Genomic DNA, 17,389 nt, shown 5'->3' with positions numbered 1-17,389 from the left:
CTACCAAGCTAACAAGCAATTTAATAAAGGGGCGAAAGCCCCTTTTTTGTATAAGCTTAACGCGCAACGTACATCTCGCCTCAAGGCTGTGTACATGTTAGTAAGGACAACACTGTGATTCGATTTGCAATTCGAATTTTTCTCGCTTTTTTTGCTATAGGTATTCTTTTACTAGCAAGCTGTAGCGATGACAAAACGCCTGTGGTCCACCTTCAGGGCCAAACTATGGGTACAACCTACAATGTGAAATACCTTGTAGCTGAAACGCCAGTAGAAGGCTTACAGGCTGAAATAGACGCCCGTCTTGTTGACGTTAATAAGATGATGTCGACCTATGACCCTACATCAGAGTTATCAAGGTTTAATCAATACCGCTACACCGATAACTTTGCTGTGTCGCCAGATACACTTACCGTGGTAAATGAGGCACTGCGCTTGGCAAACCTCAGTGGCGGCGTACTCGATGTAACCGTTGGTCCACTGGTTAACCTATGGGGCTTTGGCCCAACAAAGCGCCCTGAAAAAGTACCGAGCCAGGCAGACATCGACGAGATTCGAGAGTATGTAGGATATAAAAAGCTATTAACCACGCCGACGGGCTTAAAGAAAAGCCACCCAATGTTGTATGTCGACTTGTCGACCATTGCTAAAGGGTTTGGCGTTGATGAAGTGGCAGAGATCCTTGAAAAGCACGGTATTGAAAACTACCTTGTGGAAATAGGCGGTGAAATGCGCGTAAAAGGTGAACGCGGTGACGGCAGTGAATGGCTTATTGCTATCGAAAAACCGGTTACTACTGAGCGCGCTGTACAAAAAGTGGTGTCTATTGGTACTAATGCCGTGGCAACATCCGGTGATTATCGCAACTACTATGAAGAAGACGGTGTTCGTTACTCGCACCTAATCGACCCCACAACGGGAAAACCAATTTCCCATAACTTGGTGTCGGTCACAGTTGTTCACCCATCATCTATGACGTCAGATGGTTTGGCGACAGCGTTTAATGTGATGGGATGGGAACAGGCGATAGCGGTTGCAGAGCAAGAACAGCTTGCCGTATTTCTCATTCGTCGCACAGATGACGGATTTGAAGAGTATGCGTCGCCAGAATTTGATAAACTGGTCACAGTTCATAATTAGGGGGTAGCGATGTCTACATTCATTCTTGCTTTTGGTTTCTTTCTTACTATGGTTCTGGCTATGGCCATCGGTTACCTAGTTCAGAAAAAAACGATTTCTGGAAGTTGTGGTGGCTTAGGCGCACTAGGTATTGAGAAAGCCTGTGACTGCCCAGAACCGTGCGATCGTAAAAAGTCGCGCATGGAAAAAGAAGAAGCCCGCCAGAAAAAGTTAAACGAGTGGAAACAAAATCAAATTTTGTAATGCTTAGTCTCTCGTTGGCTTAATATTTAGAAGCGCTGTTAGAGTAAATCGACAGCGCTTTTTTGTTTTTTAGCATTGCCTTCAAATATAAGTGCGAGCCATTACTTCGATTTAGAAGCCATGATTAGATAGTGTAATTCAGCACTATTAATAATATACTGTCTTTTTGTACAGTTTTACGTTTGTAGCGATATAGCAAAGGCAGGTAATGCGAAAAATTATCCACGTCGACATGGATTGTTTTTACGCCGCAGTTGAAATGCGCGATAACCCAGCCTTGCGCGATATTCCTATTGCCATTGGCGGCAGTGCCGACCGTCGTGGCGTTATCTCTACCTGTAACTATCCCGCCCGCAAATTTGGTGTACGTTCAGCCATGGCTACAGCGTATGCCCTGAAACTATGCCCAAACCTCACTTTAGTGAAAGGGCGCATGGATGTGTACGCTGCCGAGTCGCAAAAAATACGTAAGATTTTTGCTGACTATACCGACTTAATTGAGCCTCTATCATTAGACGAAGCCTACCTAGATGTTACCAACAGTGAGTTTTGTGGTGGCAGTGCTACATTAATAGCTGAAGAGATACGCGCTCGTATACAAAAAGAACTAGGTCTTACTGCTTCAGCAGGAGTGGCGCCCTGTAAGTTTGTGGCAAAAGTAGCCAGTGATGAAAACAAGCCCGACGGCATTTGCGTGATAACTCCCGACAAACTCGATGAGTTTGTGCGCGACATGCCGCTAAAGAAAATTCCGGGCGTGGGCAAGGTTACTATGCAAAAGCTTCAGCGCATGGGGCTTAATACCTGCAACGATGTTCGCAAATATCCCTTTGAACGTATTCAAAAAGAGCTTGGAAAATTCGGCAGTGTATTGTGGGAGCGTGCCCACGGGATTGATGAGCGTGAGCTATCCGTATCTCGTGAACGCAAATCTATCGGTGTAGAACGCACGTTAAACGAAGATATACACACGTTCGATCAGTGCCTCGACTTTTTGCCGCACCTGTTTGAGAAGCTTCAAGAACGAATGGAAAATCACAAAAAGCGAACGGGCAAGCCTGTACGTATTCGAACCCAAGGTGTTAAGCTCAAGTTTAATGATTTCCAGCTAACCACGGTTGAACATCGCTGCGCAACCCTTAATGAAGCGTACTTTCGCACATTGATGCAGGAAGCCTTTGAACGGGCAACAGGGCGAGGTATCCGTCTTGTGGGCGTGCACATAGGGCTTGCGGCCGATCAATCAACTCAGCAATTGGTTTTGCCTTTTGAACAGATTTAACTAAAGGTATCATGCATTTTTAAGGCTCGTGCGCTGTAGTCGCTTGTTATAGTTAGTGCGGCGAAGTTGTGGGGCATACCGCTGATGCTATCTTGCGTAGCGAAAGCACAGACTAGTGGTTTGGCAGCCAAGGCATTTTTATCTGCGGCACTCAAACAAAGCAGCTAACTGCTGCTATTTTATTACTCTTTTAATGAAGAACATTATGAACTCAAATCAACTCAAAACCCCCGGTCGTTATAAACACTACAAAGGCAATTTATACGATGTATACGAGGTGGCCAACCATTCGGAAGATGAAAGCAAGTTAGTGGTGTATCGGCCGTGTTACGGTGAAAAAGCGTTGTGGGTTCGCCCCCTTGAGATGTTTGTAGAATCGGTAGAAAGAGATGGGGAAACATTCCCTCGCTTTGCTTATGTTGGTGATATTCCTGATGATGAAAAAATGATCTAATTGTGAAATTGGGTCATAGTGTAAGAGGTCTTATTTAAACAGACTTTCTACAAGGAAATAATAATGAAAACTGCACCTCGTTTTAGCGCGCATATCATGGCCGCACTTATTGCTGCTAGCCCTTTGATCTATTCAACGATTAACCCTGCAATTGCACAAGATAGGTTTGCCGATGTCGAAGTGAAAGCGACGGCAATAAAGGGCTCTGTGCACATGCTTACAGGAGCTGGCGGAAATATCGGCGTATCAGCTGGGGAAGACGGCGTTTTGATCATTGACGACCAATTTGCGCCACTTGCTGAAAAAATAGCGGCGCAGCTTGGGGAGTTAGGCAGCGATAAACCAAAATATGTAATAAACACCCATTATCACGGCGACCACACTGGCTCTAATGCGTTTTTTCATAGCCACAAAGGCGCGACTATTCTTGCCCATGAAAATGTGCGTGTTCGTCTAGCTAACGATGAAAAAGTAAAACCCGAAGCCCTGCCAACCATCACTTATGAAGACGGGATTAAAATTTACTTTAATGGTGAAACCCTTCACGTAATGCATTTAGCCGTCGGCCACACCGATGGCGATAGCGTAGTGTGGTTCGAGCAACCAAATGTCATGCATACAGGCGACTTATTTTTTAACGGTCGTTTTCCCTACATTGACCAAGGCGCAGGTGGCAATGTCGTTGGCTATATGGACTCAGTAAAGCAGCTACTGACTAAAATAAATGACGAGACGGTTATAATTCCAGGTCACGGTGATATTAGCAATAAGCAAGAATACAGCGCGTTTTTAGCTATGATCAGCGAAACTTTTGACTACGTGAAAGCACTTAAGCAAGACGGAAAAACTCTTGATGAAGTGAAAGCGATGGGCTTAGATGACAAATGGGCTGATTGGAGTTGGGATTTCATCAATGAAGAGAAGTGGATAACGACGCTATACAAAGATGCGTAGAGGCTGAACTTATTTAACTATAAAGCTATGCGGCTCTAAACTCTCTATGAATCGAAGAGCCGCTGCCTAACTGTTTCCATCTCTAACGCTGTTTTGTCTACATTTCCTGTATCCATAAAGTCTACGAGAATGTCACTGAGCGGCTGATAGTAATCCTTACTCGTAGAGCGGTCGAAAAACTGTACTACTCCTTCGGCCTTTTTTAAATTAGAGCTACCGCGTTGAACAAAGCTCACATCACTTATTTGGGCATCTGGGTGTGCGGGTAGAAAATTAAGCCTTTGATTGAGTAGGGCTTGTACATCATCTTGAATTACGTATCGTAAAAATACTTTAGCAAGTGATTTTTTTTTGCTGCTTGCGCGAAGAATGAGAAAATCCGTAGGGGCAATTTCAAACTGGACTATCTTCTCATCCACAAAAGGAAAAGGGATAAATTCCAGCTTTTCAGAGACCGCATCAGGGATCTGGCTTATCGTATAATTTCCTGAAAGCACCATTCCCACTCTATCGCGATACAGGAATGGGAGAACTTGCTTTTGTGTGTACTCATCAGCATTTTTTAGAAAACATTGGTTATCAATCATTTCTCTCCACAATTGAAGTACCGCTAACACCTTCTTATCAGTAAATTTTACATTTCCTTCCATTACCTGATTGTGAAAATAAAGCCCGTTTACTTTGAGATTTAAATAGTCAAACAGTGCTAGAACAGGCCACTTTTCTTCTAACCCTAAACCGATAGGAACAATTTGATTTCGAGACAGTGTTCGGCATGCACTAAGCAGATCGCTAATATTTTCAAGACGATTGATTTCAAATTCTTTTAGGACGTTTCGGTTGGCAAAAAATCCCCAAAAACCCACTGATAAAGGAACGCCGAATTGCTCTCCTTTATGAGTAATCAATTCTTTCATTTCGTTTGGATATTTCTGAAGCTCTGTTTCTGTCCAAAGAGACGTTAAAGGTTCTATCAACCTTCTCTCAATGACCTTTTTTAGCTCGACAGGCCACAACCATACCATGAGATCTAGATTAGGGTTGTCGCTTAACCACAGCCCAGTCATTTGCTTGTAGCCGGTATCATCTGACGATGAGTAAACAATATCTATACCCGGGCATTGTGCTGAAAAGTTCGCTGCCATTTCTTCAAAGGCATTTCGTTGTTCGACACTAAAAATAAGCAATGACACATTTAATGTGCCCTTCGCTTCTTCACAATCCACAGCAGAAACGGGGAAGGTAAAGTAGAAATAGAAAAAGGACGGTAGAAAGAAAAACTTAAGCCACTCCGGCTTACTTTTACCCCACATATCAACATCCCTTGTAAATCAAAACATTCAAAAATTATTCATTAGCTGTATTTGAAGTGTAGTACATGAGAGGGGAGTCGCTAGTTAAAAAACGCAAGGCTATTGTCATAGTTAGATGAGACCCTTTGACTGAAAGGGCTATTCAGGCTGTTTAAACGTTTGTATGTAAAGCTGCTCTACTTTATCTCTTGCCCATTGTGTTTTTCTTAAAAATTTAAGGGATGACTTAATAGATGGGTCGTTATTAAAGCAGTTCACTTTGATACGGTAATACAACCCATCCCAGCCATATCGTTCGTGAAGTTGCGTGACGATTGTCTCTAAAGTTAAACCGTGAAGCGGATTATTAGGTTGTTGGTTCATGACGTGTCGCTGCTCTGTTTCTATTCAAGCTGTAAGTTTATCACGAACGTAATAGGTTATGGGGTCAGAGTCATTACTCTGACCCCATAACCTGATAAAGCCGCATTAAGCACTGCTCTTCGTAGCCTGCTGCATGGTTTGTTGTTCTGAGCTGAGTTCCGGTAAATTGGCACTGGAGGATGGGGCCTTTAGCTGCTTTGGCTTTCTCGGCGTTTTATAAAGCGGCCATATGAGTTGCTCTTTCCAGTTGGCATAAAACATACCTTCAATCCCGTATTCCTTGGGATACTGCCTTGTAATTTTTGCAGTGCCAAAGAGCACATCCCAAAAGAACAATAGGTTGCCATAATTACCTTTGTAGTTGGTCACTCCGTCATCTGCTTTCAATCCATGGTGCGCGCTATGTGTAGAAGGCGTCGATATAGTGCGTTCAACCACCCAGGCAATAGGATGTAACCAAGGTATACTGTACAGCACTTTGTCCCACTTCCATTCTGCATGAGCGCCAGTTATCACAGTAAGCTTTACCACTAAATAAAGGGCGTAAGTCCAACCCAATCCCATATAGATTAGCGCGCCAGAAAACCATAATGACGGCATAAATAAGTAATAGAAGAAGTTATTTCTGTAGATAATACGAACACTCATGTACTTAGCGTTATGGTGGGCTCTATGTAAGTTGTAGAGAAATCGGGTTGAGTGCGAAAGCCTGTGCCACCAGTATTGCATCATGTCATCAAATATTAAAAGCAGCGCTAAGTGCAAGAGAGTAGAGGAATCTGCAAGTACTCCCTGAAATTGGGGGAATGCTAACCTCATTATTGCAACAGAGCAAAAGAGAACCAGAGGTTGTGTTACGGTAAATAATAGTAACGTACCGATAAACTCTACTTTTCCATCATCGCTGACTTCTGTCGCTTTTTTAAATAGCTTACCGTTCTTCGCTTCAAGCAAAGCGAACGTAACGAAAACAGCCAAAATTGCCCATTGATAACTCATAGTAATCACTCACACCACAAGATTGTTGAGATTGAATTTACATTGCGTTAACATCGTAGAATATATATTTATATAGATTTGATAAGCATGTCGTACATTCACGGTATACAGCAGACGGTTATGCCTGATGATTACCTCGATATTTGTATGCCCTTTGGAAAGGTAATAACCTATGCAGCTAGCTCTACTATTCACGATAGAGGAAGCAAGAATAAAGGGTTGTCTATTGTAGTGGCGGGAGACGTTAAAATAGGTAACTATGGATTAGACGGCAGCTATCAAATCACCACCATACTGCAACGCGGAGATACGTTCGGAGAATTTACGTTATATGCTTCACTTGCCAGAACTCACCATGCACAAGCGCTAACCCAAAGTAAGATATTGCAGATCCCTGAACCTGCTTTTCGTTCTCTTATAAACCAGCATCCCGAAATCTCTGACTTTATCTCTCGATCACTCGCAATAAAGCTTCATGCGGCGCTAGAAAGGCTAGATGATATTCGACGTCTACCCACTTACGTTCAATTGGCAAAGTTGATTTACCAGTCATATTTGACCACACAAAGTGACGTCATACCCCTGCGGCAAAGCGATTATGCAGAGAGGTTGGGAGTAACAGTACTTACCGCACATAAGTCGCTTACTAAGCTGTATGACTTACAACTCATAGAGAAACGATATGGGGGAATAGCAATTACCAATGTTGAGCGCCTTAAAAATTTTTTAAAAGACAGTTCGTCTTTATTACCTTTGTAGGGGGCTCTTGGTACTCACTCAAAAATTACAACGACCTACTGCATGTCTTATCTAAACAAAATACATTGAGCGTCCTTCCAATTTATTAGATTTTTATCAAGGCTTTAGGCCGTCTAATAAAATGTGTTGAATATTATTAAGGGTGGTATCGAAGAAAACCGGGTCGCTTAAGTTTTTTCCGGTTACAGCTTTTATCTGCACGCTAAAATCGGCGTAATGCTGAGTAATAGCCCAAATGCTGAATATCAAATGTATGGGGTCGACCGGTTTTAACTTACCTGCTTTTATCCATTCGTTAATGACGGCGCTTTTTGCATCCAGCAATGTTTTAAGCGGCGTTTCTAATTCTTTTATTAAAAGGGGCGCACCTTGTACTACTTCCATACAAAAAAGCTTAGATTCGGCTGGGTTGTCTCTCGACATTTCAAGTTTTACTTTAATGTAGTTGCTTAGGGTTTCTATAGGGTCTTGTTCTGCTGAAAAGCTCTGAAGGGGCGTTAACCATACATCCAGCAGGTGGGTGATAACCGATAAGTACAATCCATCTTTACTTTTAAAGTAATAAAGCAAGTTACTCTTTGAGACATTCGCTAACTCTGAAACTTGCTCTACCGTAGTACCGCTAACGCCGTTTTTTGAAAACAAGGAAAGTGCAGCATCCATAATTCGGGTGCGCTTTTCTTGGAGGGCTTGTTCACGCCGCTTTTGAGTTGTAGGGCTAAATGCTCTTGCTGTTTTTGTATTTACGTGACCTTCAGGTTTACTCACTTCTCATCTCTTCTTAACCGTGTTCTTCGCGATCTGATACCTAGTTTACGTGGAGTTTTCGTTGCTATAAACCCATTCGCACAAATATGCACCAATTAAGTTCAATTGCACTGGACTTGGTGTTCCATTTTGAACCAATGAGTCCAATTTAAACTGTGAAATTGTTTAAGTCACTGAATTTTATGAATTTAATAATTTGGCCTGCTTTATGCTGTTCACTATGTATACCGCCACTTCAATGTTTTGAATTCGGCAACCTTAAAAAAAGCGGGGTTAACCGCTTAAAACGCATACAAGCAGAGGGAACAACATGGATATAGGTGTATTTATTCCGATTGGTAACAACGGCTGGCTAATTTCGAAAAATTCGCCTCAGTTCAAACCATCATTCGATCTCAACAAAGAGATTGTAATGAAGGCAGAAAAGTACGATATGGACTTCGCGCTCTCTATGATCAAGTTGCGCGGTTTTGGCGGTGAAACCGAATTTTGGGACTACAACTTAGAGTCGTTTACGTTAATGGCAGGCCTTGCCGCCGTTACCTCAAAAATTCAGCTATACGCCACAGCTGCCACACTAGTCTTGCCACCTGCGATCATGGCGCGTATGGCCAGTACCATCGATTCTATTTCCAACGGTCGTTTTGGGGTCAACCTTGTTACCGGATGGCAGCGCCCTGAATATTCGCAAATGGGTATGTGGCCGGGCGATGAATTCTTCGGTAACCGCTACGAATACTTAGATGAATACATTCAGGTAGTAAAAGAGTTATGGGAAACCGGAAAAAGCGATTTTAAAGGCGAGCATTTCCAAATGGATGATTGTCGCATGCTGCCCAAACCACAACGAAAAATTCCACTTATCTGTGCGGGCCAAAGCGCAGCTGGCATGGATTTCTCGGCCCGTCATGCCGACTATAACTTCTGTTTTGGCAAAGGTGTGAATACACCTACTGCATTTGCTCCTACCGCAGCGCGCTTAACCGAAGCGGCTGAAAAACACGGTCGCAGCGTGGGGTCAGCGGTACTTATCATGGTTATTGCCGATGAAACCGACGAAGCAGCCATGGCGAAATGGGAAAGCTATAAAGACGGTAAAGATCAGTCCGCGTTAGATTGGATGGCAACGCAAGGGGCCGCTGATAAGAAATCGGGTAAAGACACTAATATTCGCGATATGACCAACCCAACCTCAGCGGTAAACCTGAATATGGGGACGCTTGTTGGCTCGTACGAATCGGTGGCTTCTATGCTAGATGAAATTGCCACAGTGCCAGGCTGTGAAGGCGTATTGCTAACCTTTGATGACTTCCTTAAAGGCATGGATGATTTTGGTACTAAAATTCAGCCGTTAATGAAATCCCGTCAGCACTTGCTTAGCACATCGGGAGCAGCCTAATGTCTGCCGGTGAAGTATTTGAAGTATCGGGGTGCTTTCAAGCACGCCAAACAGGGCAGCCCGTACTGCCGGCTAAACCTGAGCCTTTAACCCTAAACCCATCTGAAACGGCCGTGATAGTTGTGGATTTGCAGAACGCTTATGCCAGTAAAAACGGTTATTTAGACAAAGCTGGTTTTGACGTATCTACTACTGCGCCTGTTATTGAAAATACCGTCAAGGTGCTTGATACCGCTCGCGCTGCGGGCATGCCGGTTGTCTTTCTGCAAAATGGTTGGGATGCCGACTATAAAGAAGCTGGCGGCCCGGGTTCACCTAATTGGTATAAGTCTAACGCCCTCAAAACCATGCGTAAACAGCCAGAGCTTAAGGGTAGTTTGCTTGCCAAAGGCACTTGGGACTATGCGCTTGTCGACGCGCTAAAACCTCAAACCGACGACATCGTTATCCCGAAAACCCGTTACAGCGGTTTTTACAACACCAATTTAGACAGCATGCTTCGCGCACGCGGTATTCGCAACTTAGTGTTTACGGGCATTGCAACTAATGTGTGTGTGGAATCTACGCTGCGCGATGGCTTTCACCTGGAATATTTTGGCGTGGTGTTGGCCGATGCTGCATACCAAGCTGGTCCGCCCGATATTCACGAGGCGTCACTTTTCAATATTCAGACGTTCTTCGGATGGGTGTCTACTACTGCGCAATTTTGCGAAGTATTTGAAGGAGCGAGTTAGACGCTTTCTACTTAGCTTCGATTAGCTACAGAGACAAAAACAACACGATTAATCAGTTAGCACAAATTGAAATAAACCAGTTATAGGCGCTAGGCAGCAAAGCATCCATAGCGCAATGAAAAGGAAAAGAACATGCCAAAGAAAGCCATAATTCCAGCAGGTACATCCACGCCAATTGCCCCTTTTGTTCCGGGCTCTATGGCTGACAATATTTTGTATGTGTCAGGTACTTTGCCGTTCGACGAAAACAATGACGTGGTGCATGTAGGGGATGCCGAAGCGCAGACTCGCCATGTTTTAGAAACCATAAAAAGTGTCATTGAAGAAGCCGGCGGCACAATGGATGACGTCACCTTCAATTCCATTTTTATTACCGATTGGGACAACTACGCTGCGGTAAACAAGGTATACGCCGAGTACTTTCCAGGTGAAAAGCCAGCGCGCTACTGCATTAAGGTTGGGTTAGTAAAGCCTGAAGCCTTAATTGAAATTGCCTCTACAGCACACATTGGGTAAGCGATTATGTTTGGACTTCCCGTTAATTGTGCTCATTGGTTTTATGTAGGTGAGCTTTATGCCTTCTGATAAGCAGGCAAGCTACGCCCATATGAACGGCGAAATGAACGTTGGAGAGCGCAACAAGATACATTACGAGATACACGGCCTGACATCGCCCGACGCGCCAACTGTTGTTTTTAGTTCAGGGCTTGGCGGGGCCGCTAAGTTTTGGCAGCCCCAACTGGCTGACTTTGCCCAAGACTACAGAGTGATCACTTATGATCAACGTGGCACCAACAAAAGTGTGGGTGACTTGCCAGCGAATTACAGTATTTCGGATATGGCAGATGAACTCGCTGCACTGCTGAAAAAACTTGAAGTGCAGCAATGTCATCTGGTCGGCCATGCGCTCGGAGGGCTGGTGGGTTTAGAACTTGGGTTAACTCAGCCCAACCTTCTACAAAGCTTAGTGCTAGTAAACGCATGGAGCAGCCCCAACCCGCATACGCTGCGTTGCTTTGATATACGCAAAGCCTTACTCGCCGCGGATAGAAAAGATATGTATCTAAAGTTGCAGGCGCTGCTGTTGTATCCCCCTGATTGGATAGCGGCTAATGCAAAGCACTTAGACGATGAAGAGGCGCATCTACTTAATCATTTTCCCGATGTAAATAACTTGCTAGCTCGTATTGGCGCGCTTAGCGCGTTCGATATCGATGACAAATTAGCGGGCATTACGACACCAACACTGGCGCTGGCAAATAAAGACGACACCCTGGTTCCGTGGCAGCGCTCAAAAGTACTAGCTGAAGCTATGCCTAATGCAGAGTTATCGGTAATGGGATATGGCGGTCATGCATCGAGTATTACGGTGCCTGAGGAATTTAATAAATTGGTATTGGAATACTTACAGCGCTTGGCTTAGGCGATAAATATAACGAGCCTAAAAAAACGCGCTCAAACCAATACCTGGGTGGCTAAGACACTGCCTAACAATTTGAAAACTGGAAAGACATTGAAATGACGGTATCAGAGAAAACTGAATATGAAATAAAAGGCCCTATTACTGATAGCGGTCTAGCCCAGCTTTTTAGCGGTGCACACACGCACACTACATGGCTCGATAAAACGATAGATGAAGCCCTGCTTAAGCAGCTTTATGACTTAGTGAAAGTTGGCTCGACATCAGCAAATTGCAGCCCGGCGAGATTTGTTTTTATTACGTCAGATGAAGGGCGAGAAAAACTTAAACCATGCCTTTCTAGCGGTAACGTAGAGCAAACCATGACAGCACCTTGCACCGTTATCGTGGCCTATGATGAAGAGTTTTACGAAGAACTTCCTACGTTATTCCCTTATGCAGATGCGAAAAGCTGGTTTACTTCAAGCCCAGAAGCGGCCTATGAGACTGCCATGCGCAATAGCTCTATGCAGGGCGCTTACCTAATTAGCGCCGTTCGTGCACTAGGTCTTGATGCCGGTGCCATGTCTGGCTTTAACCCCACATTACTTAACGAGACTTTCTTTTCAGATAGCACGTGGAAGGTGAACTTCTTACTTAACATTGGCTATGGCGATGGAAAGAAAGTGCACAAACGTTTGCCTCGCTTAAGCTTCGAGCAAGCTTGTCAAATATTGTAACGCCAACACAAAGGATATTTGTATGACTATTACAGCAATAAAAAACGCAGTAACGGAAGTGCTTCCCCCGGTTACGCCTGAGCAATACCGTCAAGGCATGTCTAGCTTAGCGGCAGCGGTAAACGTCGTTACAACCACGGGTCCTGACGGACGTGCTGGCTTTACAGCAACTGCAGTGTGCAGCGTAAGCGACAGCCCAGCAACCTTACTGGTGTGTTTAAACCGCGGTGCGTCTGTGCATCAGGTATTTAAGAACAGCACGCATTTAGTTATCAATACGCTTACCTCGCAGCATCAGTTAATTTCAAACACCTTTGGTGGTAAAGCGCCTATGAGTGAACGCTTTGAAATTGGCGAGTGGGTGGAATCTACGACCGGCTGCCCTAGACTTGCCGATGCTGCCGTGAGCTTCGATTGTATTATTACAGACGTTAAAAGTGTGGCCACTCACGACGTTATCTTTTGCCAAGTGGTAGATATCAAGCAAGACCCAGAAGCCGACGCGCTTTTATATTATCAACGCGGCTATAACAGCGCTTGCAAAGACGCATAACTAAAGGATTAGACAAATAATGAAAGTAGTAGGCCACTTTATAAATGGTGAAACCTGTACCCCAAAAGGGCGCATGCAAGATGTTTATAACCCGGCAACAGGTGAAGCAGAGAAGCTCGTTTTACTTGCATCAAAAGCCACGGTGAACGACGCCATTGTCAGCGCGCAAAGTGCGTTTATTGAGTGGCGTAATACGCCCGTAAGTAAGCGGGCTCGCGTTATGTTTAAGTTCAAAAGCTTACTTGAAGAACATGCTGATGAAATTATCGCGCTAATTGGAGCCGAGCACGGAAAAATAAGCCACGACGCGGCTGGCGAGCTACAGCGCGGTATCGAGAACGTAGAATTTGCCTGTGGCGCGCCACAGTTGCTCAAAGGTGAACATAGTAAAAATGTTGGGCCTAGCATAGACTCTTGGAGTGAGTTTCAACCCCTTGGCGTGGTGGCGGGAATTACACCGTTTAACTTCCCTGCCATGGTGCCGCTTTGGATGTTTCCGCTCGCCATCGTGTGCGGTAACACCTTTGTTTTAAAACCATCTGAACGAGATCCAAGTTGCGCTATTTTCTTAGCTAAGCTCCTTAAAGATGCAGGGCTACCTGACGGCGTTTTCAACGTTGTTAATGGCGACAAAGAAGCGGTTGATCAAATACTTGATGATGAGCGCATTAAAGCAGTAAGTTTTGTAGGCTCAACACCTATCGCCGAATATATCTATTCAAAAGCCAACGCAAACGGCAAGCGCTGCCAAGCATTAGGCGGGGCGAAAAACCACGCCATTGTGATGCCTGATGCCGACGTTGATAACGCAGTTAATCAGCTGTTGGGCGCAGCCTTTGGTTCATCGGGGGAGCGCTGCATGGCGTTGTCTGTGGTGGTTGCCGTAGGCGATAAAGTCGCTGATGAAATTGTAGATAAGATGCAATCGGCTATGAAAAGCTTGAAAGTAGGAGCGTTTGACGATGGGACTAACGATTTTGGCCCGCTTATTACACTTCAGCACAAAGAGAAAGTAGAAGGGTACATTACAAGTGCCGCTGAGCAAGGTGCTAACGTAGTCGTAGACGGGCGAAGCCCCACAGTCGTGGGGTATGAAACGGGCTTTTTCTTAGGTGCCACGCTTATCGATAAAGTCACGCCGGACATGACAAGCTACAAGGCTGAAATTTTTGGCCCTGTATTGCAAGTCATGCGGGTTGAAACTATGGAGCAAGCTATGCAGCTCATCGACGCTCATGAGTACGGTAACGGTACCTGTATTTTCACCCGCGACGGCGAGGCTGCCCGTTATTTCTCAGACAACATCCAAGTGGGCATGGTAGGTATAAACGTACCGTTGCCTGTGCCTGTGTCTTATCACAGCTTTGGTGGTTGGAAGCGGTCACTCTTTGGCGACCTTCACGCATACGGACCTGACGGCGTGCGTTTTTATACTAAGCGCAAAACCATTACCCAACGTTGGCCTTCAAGTGGCGTACGAGAAGGAGTCAGCTTTTCATTTCCAAGTTAACTAACCATATTCGTAAACAATGACATGCAGCCAGTTTATTAATGTCTTTAGCTAGGACAGTAAATATTCACTGGCGGTAAATATAAAAAGCTACGCCATCAATAATAACAATTTAAAACCGCAAGCCTTTGACAGTTCCTCTCCAGTCCTGTCTTAGGTTTGCACCCCAGTGGCAATCGATAAGCAGTTCACGTCGACCGTTACTCTTATAAAAATATCGGGACAACACCGCCGCAAGGCTTGTTAAAAAGAACTATAAACGAGAGTAAAACATGCATACGTTAAACACACACAAGCGTCTGCTGGCGTTAACCGTAGCTATGGCGTTAAGTACGCCAGCGGCCTTTGCTGCAGAGAATGTTTGGGAAAGTATTGAAGTTACCGCGCAAAAGCGCAACGAGAACATTAGCGATGTGGGCATCGCCATTACCGCTTTCTCAGGGGAACAACTAGAGGCTTTAGGCCTTGAAAGTAGTACTGAGCTTATCGCATTTACCCCTGGCGTGTCGTTGGCCGGTGATATCGGTGGTCAGCGTGCCATCTTCAATATTCGAGGCGTGGTGCAAAACGACTACGCCGATTTAGCTGAGGCCCCCGTGGCCGTGTATGTGGATGGAGGCTATTTAGCCAGTACCCAAGCGCAAACCTTTGGCTTATTTGATGTCGCTCGCATCGAAATTCTTAAAGGTCCACAGGGAACATTATTTGGAAGAAATGCCACAGGTGGACTGGTAAATACGGTCACCGCAAAGCCCACTGCCGATACAGAAGGCTACGCAGAATTTACTGCCGCGCGCTTTGAACAATATCGCTTCGAAGGGGCGATATCTGGCGAGATAGCAGATGGTATTTATGGCCGTTTTTCAGGGTTTACCAATCAGCAAGGTGAAATACTCGAAAACATTTACGAAGACGGGGCAGCACCCGATACTCGTTTAGGTTCAGTAGGCGGTGGTGAAGACGGCTACAACGACGACACTAAAGCGTTTCGTGCTCAGCTGATGTTTGATATTGGCGAAGAAGGCTCGTTGCTTTTGAGCGGTAACTGGTCTGATACCACCAAAAGCGAAGGCCCTTATCAAGTGGTGAATACCACTGAAATAAAAGATGCCGACGGCAATGTGATTGACGTTATTTACGCTGCTGACGACCCGCTTGGCTGCGACACAATTCAAGCAGGCGTGTGCGTAGATGGTAATTTCAATGGTGACCCCTTCCGCCCAGTACAAGGTGGTGACTTCAACGGTAACTTCGACCCTGACGGTTCGGGTAATAAGGTAAACAAAGACTTCGCCTTCGACGATCAAAACAAAATCAAATCAAAAGGCCTGGCGGCAACATTAGACTATGCCTTTGAAAGCTTCGATTTCTTTGCCATGTCAGATTATAAAGAGTTCAAGCGAACTGTTGGTCTTGATTCTGACCAAACTGCGTCACCAGAACTTATTTTCCAATCTAACAGCACCATTGAGCAGTTTAGCCAAGAGCTTCGTTTCTCAGGTGAAACCGCAGATTTAAAGTGGGTTGGAGGGCTGTATTATCTTTCTATCGATACTGATTACAGCCAAGGCTTGGCGGGTTCACCCACTACCTTTTTCTTAGGCGGTGAAGAGAATAATACCTTAGTGGCGCTTGAAACCGAGTCTTACTCCGCATTTGGGCAAGTAGACTATAGCTTAACTGATGACTTGGTATTAGTCGGTGGCCTTCGCTACACCCGAGAAAACAAAGATTTTGTGGGGAATGTTTATCAGAACGAGAACACTAACGACCGAATTATTGAGATTGACACCCGCACCCCTTCGTTAGAATTTACAGAGCAAAGTAACGATCAAAACTTATGGTCGGCGAAGCTTCAGCTGGAATACAGCGTGGGTAATAGTTTGTATTACGCAGGTATCAATCGCGGCGTGAAAGCGGGGAGTTTCAATGCGCCTCTATTTGGCAGCTTTAGCTTTTATGAACCTGAAGAGCTTACTTCTTACGAAGCTGGCCTAAAGCACAGCTTTATGCAGGGAAGCGGCGTATTTAATGCTAACGTATTTTACTATGATTACAGCGATTATCAGTCGTTTTCATGGGTGAATAACGCAGGCGTTGTAACTAACGAAGAGGCTTCGTTTAGTGGGGTAGAGCTAGAAGTGTTTTTAACGCCGACAGATAGCTTAGATGTAATGGTTAACTTCTCGTATACCGATGCAGTGGTTGAAGATTTGGAAGTGGCTTCAGGTTATTTTGCCGATACTACTCCGCCATTTACCCCCGAATATCAGGCGTCCGCCATGCTTCGCTATAACTGGGATGCCTTTAACGGCAATATGGCAGCGCAATTGTCAGCTAGCTATCAATCAGAAACCTTTCACAACGCGCGTAATTTTACCGCTCATCAAATTGATAGCTACGCCACGGCGGATGCACGCTTAACCTGGGTAGATGGGCAAGACAAATGGAGCCTAGCCGCTTACGTAGATAACCTGTTTGACTCTGACCATGAACTGATTGGCTTTGACGTGACGGGCTTTTATGGGACCAGCCAAATATCCTATGCGAAGCCAAGAACCTATGGCGTAACGGCAAGGCGTAATTTTTAATTTGAGTAGTAATGCGCTTTATTCCTATTGAATAAAGCGCCATATCCAGCTTCAAAAAATACGTATGGCTAGCCGAGATACTAAAAAGTACAAAACGGTATGTAGGTATAGCTTTATCAAAGCACGCGAAACGGCAGTGTTTTTGCTTTCCATTTAGTCTTACAGGCAAAGACGCTGCATTTAATAAG

Annotated in this window: 18 protein-coding genes; 14 read left to right on the top strand and 4 right to left on the bottom strand. The window is 44.8% G+C overall.

Annotated features, from left to right (window positions below):
- The first annotated feature begins 114 nt into the window (after positions 1-114).
- The 5 genes from C6Y39_RS05970 to C6Y39_RS05950 all read left to right on the top strand — a co-directional run bounded on the left by C6Y39_RS05970 (position 115) and on the right by C6Y39_RS05950 (position 4,073).
- Entirely contained in the window at positions 115-1,140 is a 1,026-nt protein-coding gene (locus tag C6Y39_RS05970) for an FAD:protein FMN transferase (protein ID WP_105930387.1), read from the top strand.
- Between the two features lie 9 nt (positions 1,141-1,149).
- The gene (gene nqrM, locus C6Y39_RS05965) at positions 1,150-1,383 is read left to right on the top strand and encodes a (Na+)-NQR maturation NqrM (RefSeq protein ID WP_105930386.1); all 234 of its coding nucleotides are present in this window, start codon (positions 1,150-1,152) and stop codon (positions 1,381-1,383) included.
- A gap of 208 nt (positions 1,384-1,591) precedes the next feature.
- Entirely contained in the window at positions 1,592-2,665 is a 1,074-nt protein-coding gene (gene dinB / locus C6Y39_RS05960; RefSeq protein ID WP_105930385.1) for a DNA polymerase IV, read from the top strand.
- A gap of 205 nt (positions 2,666-2,870) precedes the next feature.
- Entirely contained in the window at positions 2,871-3,119 is a 249-nt protein-coding gene (locus C6Y39_RS05955) for a DUF1653 domain-containing protein (protein WP_105930444.1), read from the top strand.
- Positions 3,120-3,182: 63 nt separating this feature from the next.
- Entirely contained in the window at positions 3,183-4,073 is an 891-nt protein-coding gene (locus C6Y39_RS05950) for an MBL fold metallo-hydrolase (protein ID WP_105930384.1), read from the top strand.
- Between the two features lie 44 nt (positions 4,074-4,117).
- Here the strand turns inward: C6Y39_RS05950 and C6Y39_RS05945 are convergent, their stop codons facing one another.
- From C6Y39_RS05945 to C6Y39_RS05935, 3 genes are all read right to left on the bottom strand, one after another.
- Positions 4,118-5,386, bottom strand: coding sequence for an ABC transporter substrate-binding protein (locus C6Y39_RS05945; RefSeq protein WP_105930383.1), 1,269 nt, complete (start codon positions 5,384-5,386; stop codon positions 4,118-4,120).
- Positions 5,387-5,524: 138 nt separating this feature from the next.
- Positions 5,525-5,749, bottom strand: coding sequence for a VF530 family protein (locus tag C6Y39_RS05940; RefSeq protein ID WP_105930382.1), 225 nt, complete (start codon positions 5,747-5,749; stop codon positions 5,525-5,527).
- A 105-nt stretch (positions 5,750-5,854) separates the two neighbouring features.
- Complete coding sequence (locus tag C6Y39_RS05935) at positions 5,855-6,748, bottom strand: sterol desaturase family protein (protein ID WP_240618820.1); 894 nt, start codon at positions 6,746-6,748, stop codon at positions 5,855-5,857.
- An 87-nt stretch (positions 6,749-6,835) separates the two neighbouring features.
- On the opposite strand from C6Y39_RS05935, the gene C6Y39_RS05930 reads away from it, so the two are divergent.
- Complete coding sequence (locus tag C6Y39_RS05930) at positions 6,836-7,507, top strand: Crp/Fnr family transcriptional regulator (protein WP_105930381.1); 672 nt, start codon at positions 6,836-6,838, stop codon at positions 7,505-7,507.
- Positions 7,508-7,603: 96 nt separating this feature from the next.
- Here the strand turns inward: C6Y39_RS05930 and rutR are convergent, their stop codons facing one another.
- On the bottom strand, positions 7,604-8,275 hold the full coding sequence (gene rutR / locus C6Y39_RS05925; RefSeq protein ID WP_105930380.1) for an HTH-type transcriptional regulator RutR: 672 nt from the start codon (positions 8,273-8,275) through the stop codon (positions 7,604-7,606).
- 310 nt (positions 8,276-8,585) lie between these two features.
- On the opposite strand from rutR, the gene rutA reads away from it, so the two are divergent.
- The 8 genes from rutA (at position 8,586) to C6Y39_RS05885 (ending at position 17,201) form a co-directional block, all read left to right on the top strand.
- The gene (gene rutA, locus C6Y39_RS05920) at positions 8,586-9,674 is read left to right on the top strand and encodes a pyrimidine utilization protein A (protein WP_014950780.1); all 1,089 of its coding nucleotides are present in this window, start codon (positions 8,586-8,588) and stop codon (positions 9,672-9,674) included.
- A complete protein-coding gene (gene rutB / locus C6Y39_RS05915) occupies positions 9,674-10,408 on the top strand; it encodes a pyrimidine utilization protein B (RefSeq protein ID WP_105930379.1) in 735 nt (244 codons plus the stop codon). Before rutA ends, rutB begins: the two co-directional genes overlap by 1 nt.
- Positions 10,409-10,540: 132 nt before the next feature.
- Entirely contained in the window at positions 10,541-10,924 is a 384-nt protein-coding gene (rutC, locus tag C6Y39_RS05910) for a pyrimidine utilization protein C (RefSeq protein ID WP_105930378.1), read from the top strand.
- A 58-nt stretch (positions 10,925-10,982) separates the two neighbouring features.
- On the top strand, positions 10,983-11,831 hold the full coding sequence (gene rutD / locus C6Y39_RS05905; protein WP_205664151.1) for a pyrimidine utilization protein D: 849 nt from the start codon (positions 10,983-10,985) through the stop codon (positions 11,829-11,831).
- Positions 11,832-11,926: 95 nt separating this feature from the next.
- The gene (locus tag C6Y39_RS05900) at positions 11,927-12,547 is read left to right on the top strand and encodes a malonic semialdehyde reductase (protein WP_183043345.1); all 621 of its coding nucleotides are present in this window, start codon (positions 11,927-11,929) and stop codon (positions 12,545-12,547) included.
- A gap of 22 nt (positions 12,548-12,569) precedes the next feature.
- A complete protein-coding gene (locus C6Y39_RS05895) occupies positions 12,570-13,100 on the top strand; it encodes a flavin reductase (RefSeq protein ID WP_105930377.1) in 531 nt (176 codons plus the stop codon).
- A gap of 19 nt (positions 13,101-13,119) precedes the next feature.
- Entirely contained in the window at positions 13,120-14,610 is a 1,491-nt protein-coding gene (locus C6Y39_RS05890) for a CoA-acylating methylmalonate-semialdehyde dehydrogenase (RefSeq protein ID WP_105930376.1), read from the top strand.
- A 272-nt stretch (positions 14,611-14,882) separates the two neighbouring features.
- A complete protein-coding gene (locus C6Y39_RS05885; protein WP_105930375.1) occupies positions 14,883-17,201 on the top strand; it encodes a TonB-dependent receptor in 2,319 nt (772 codons plus the stop codon).
- Positions 17,202-17,389 lie beyond the last annotated feature (188 nt).

This window comes from Alteromonas gracilis, assembly GCF_002993325.1.
In the GTDB taxonomy this organism is placed as follows: Bacteria; Pseudomonadota; Gammaproteobacteria; order Enterobacterales; family Alteromonadaceae; genus Alteromonas; species Alteromonas gracilis.
Note: the sequence above shows the minus strand (reverse complement) of the source record. Positions and strands in the feature narration are given on the sequence as shown.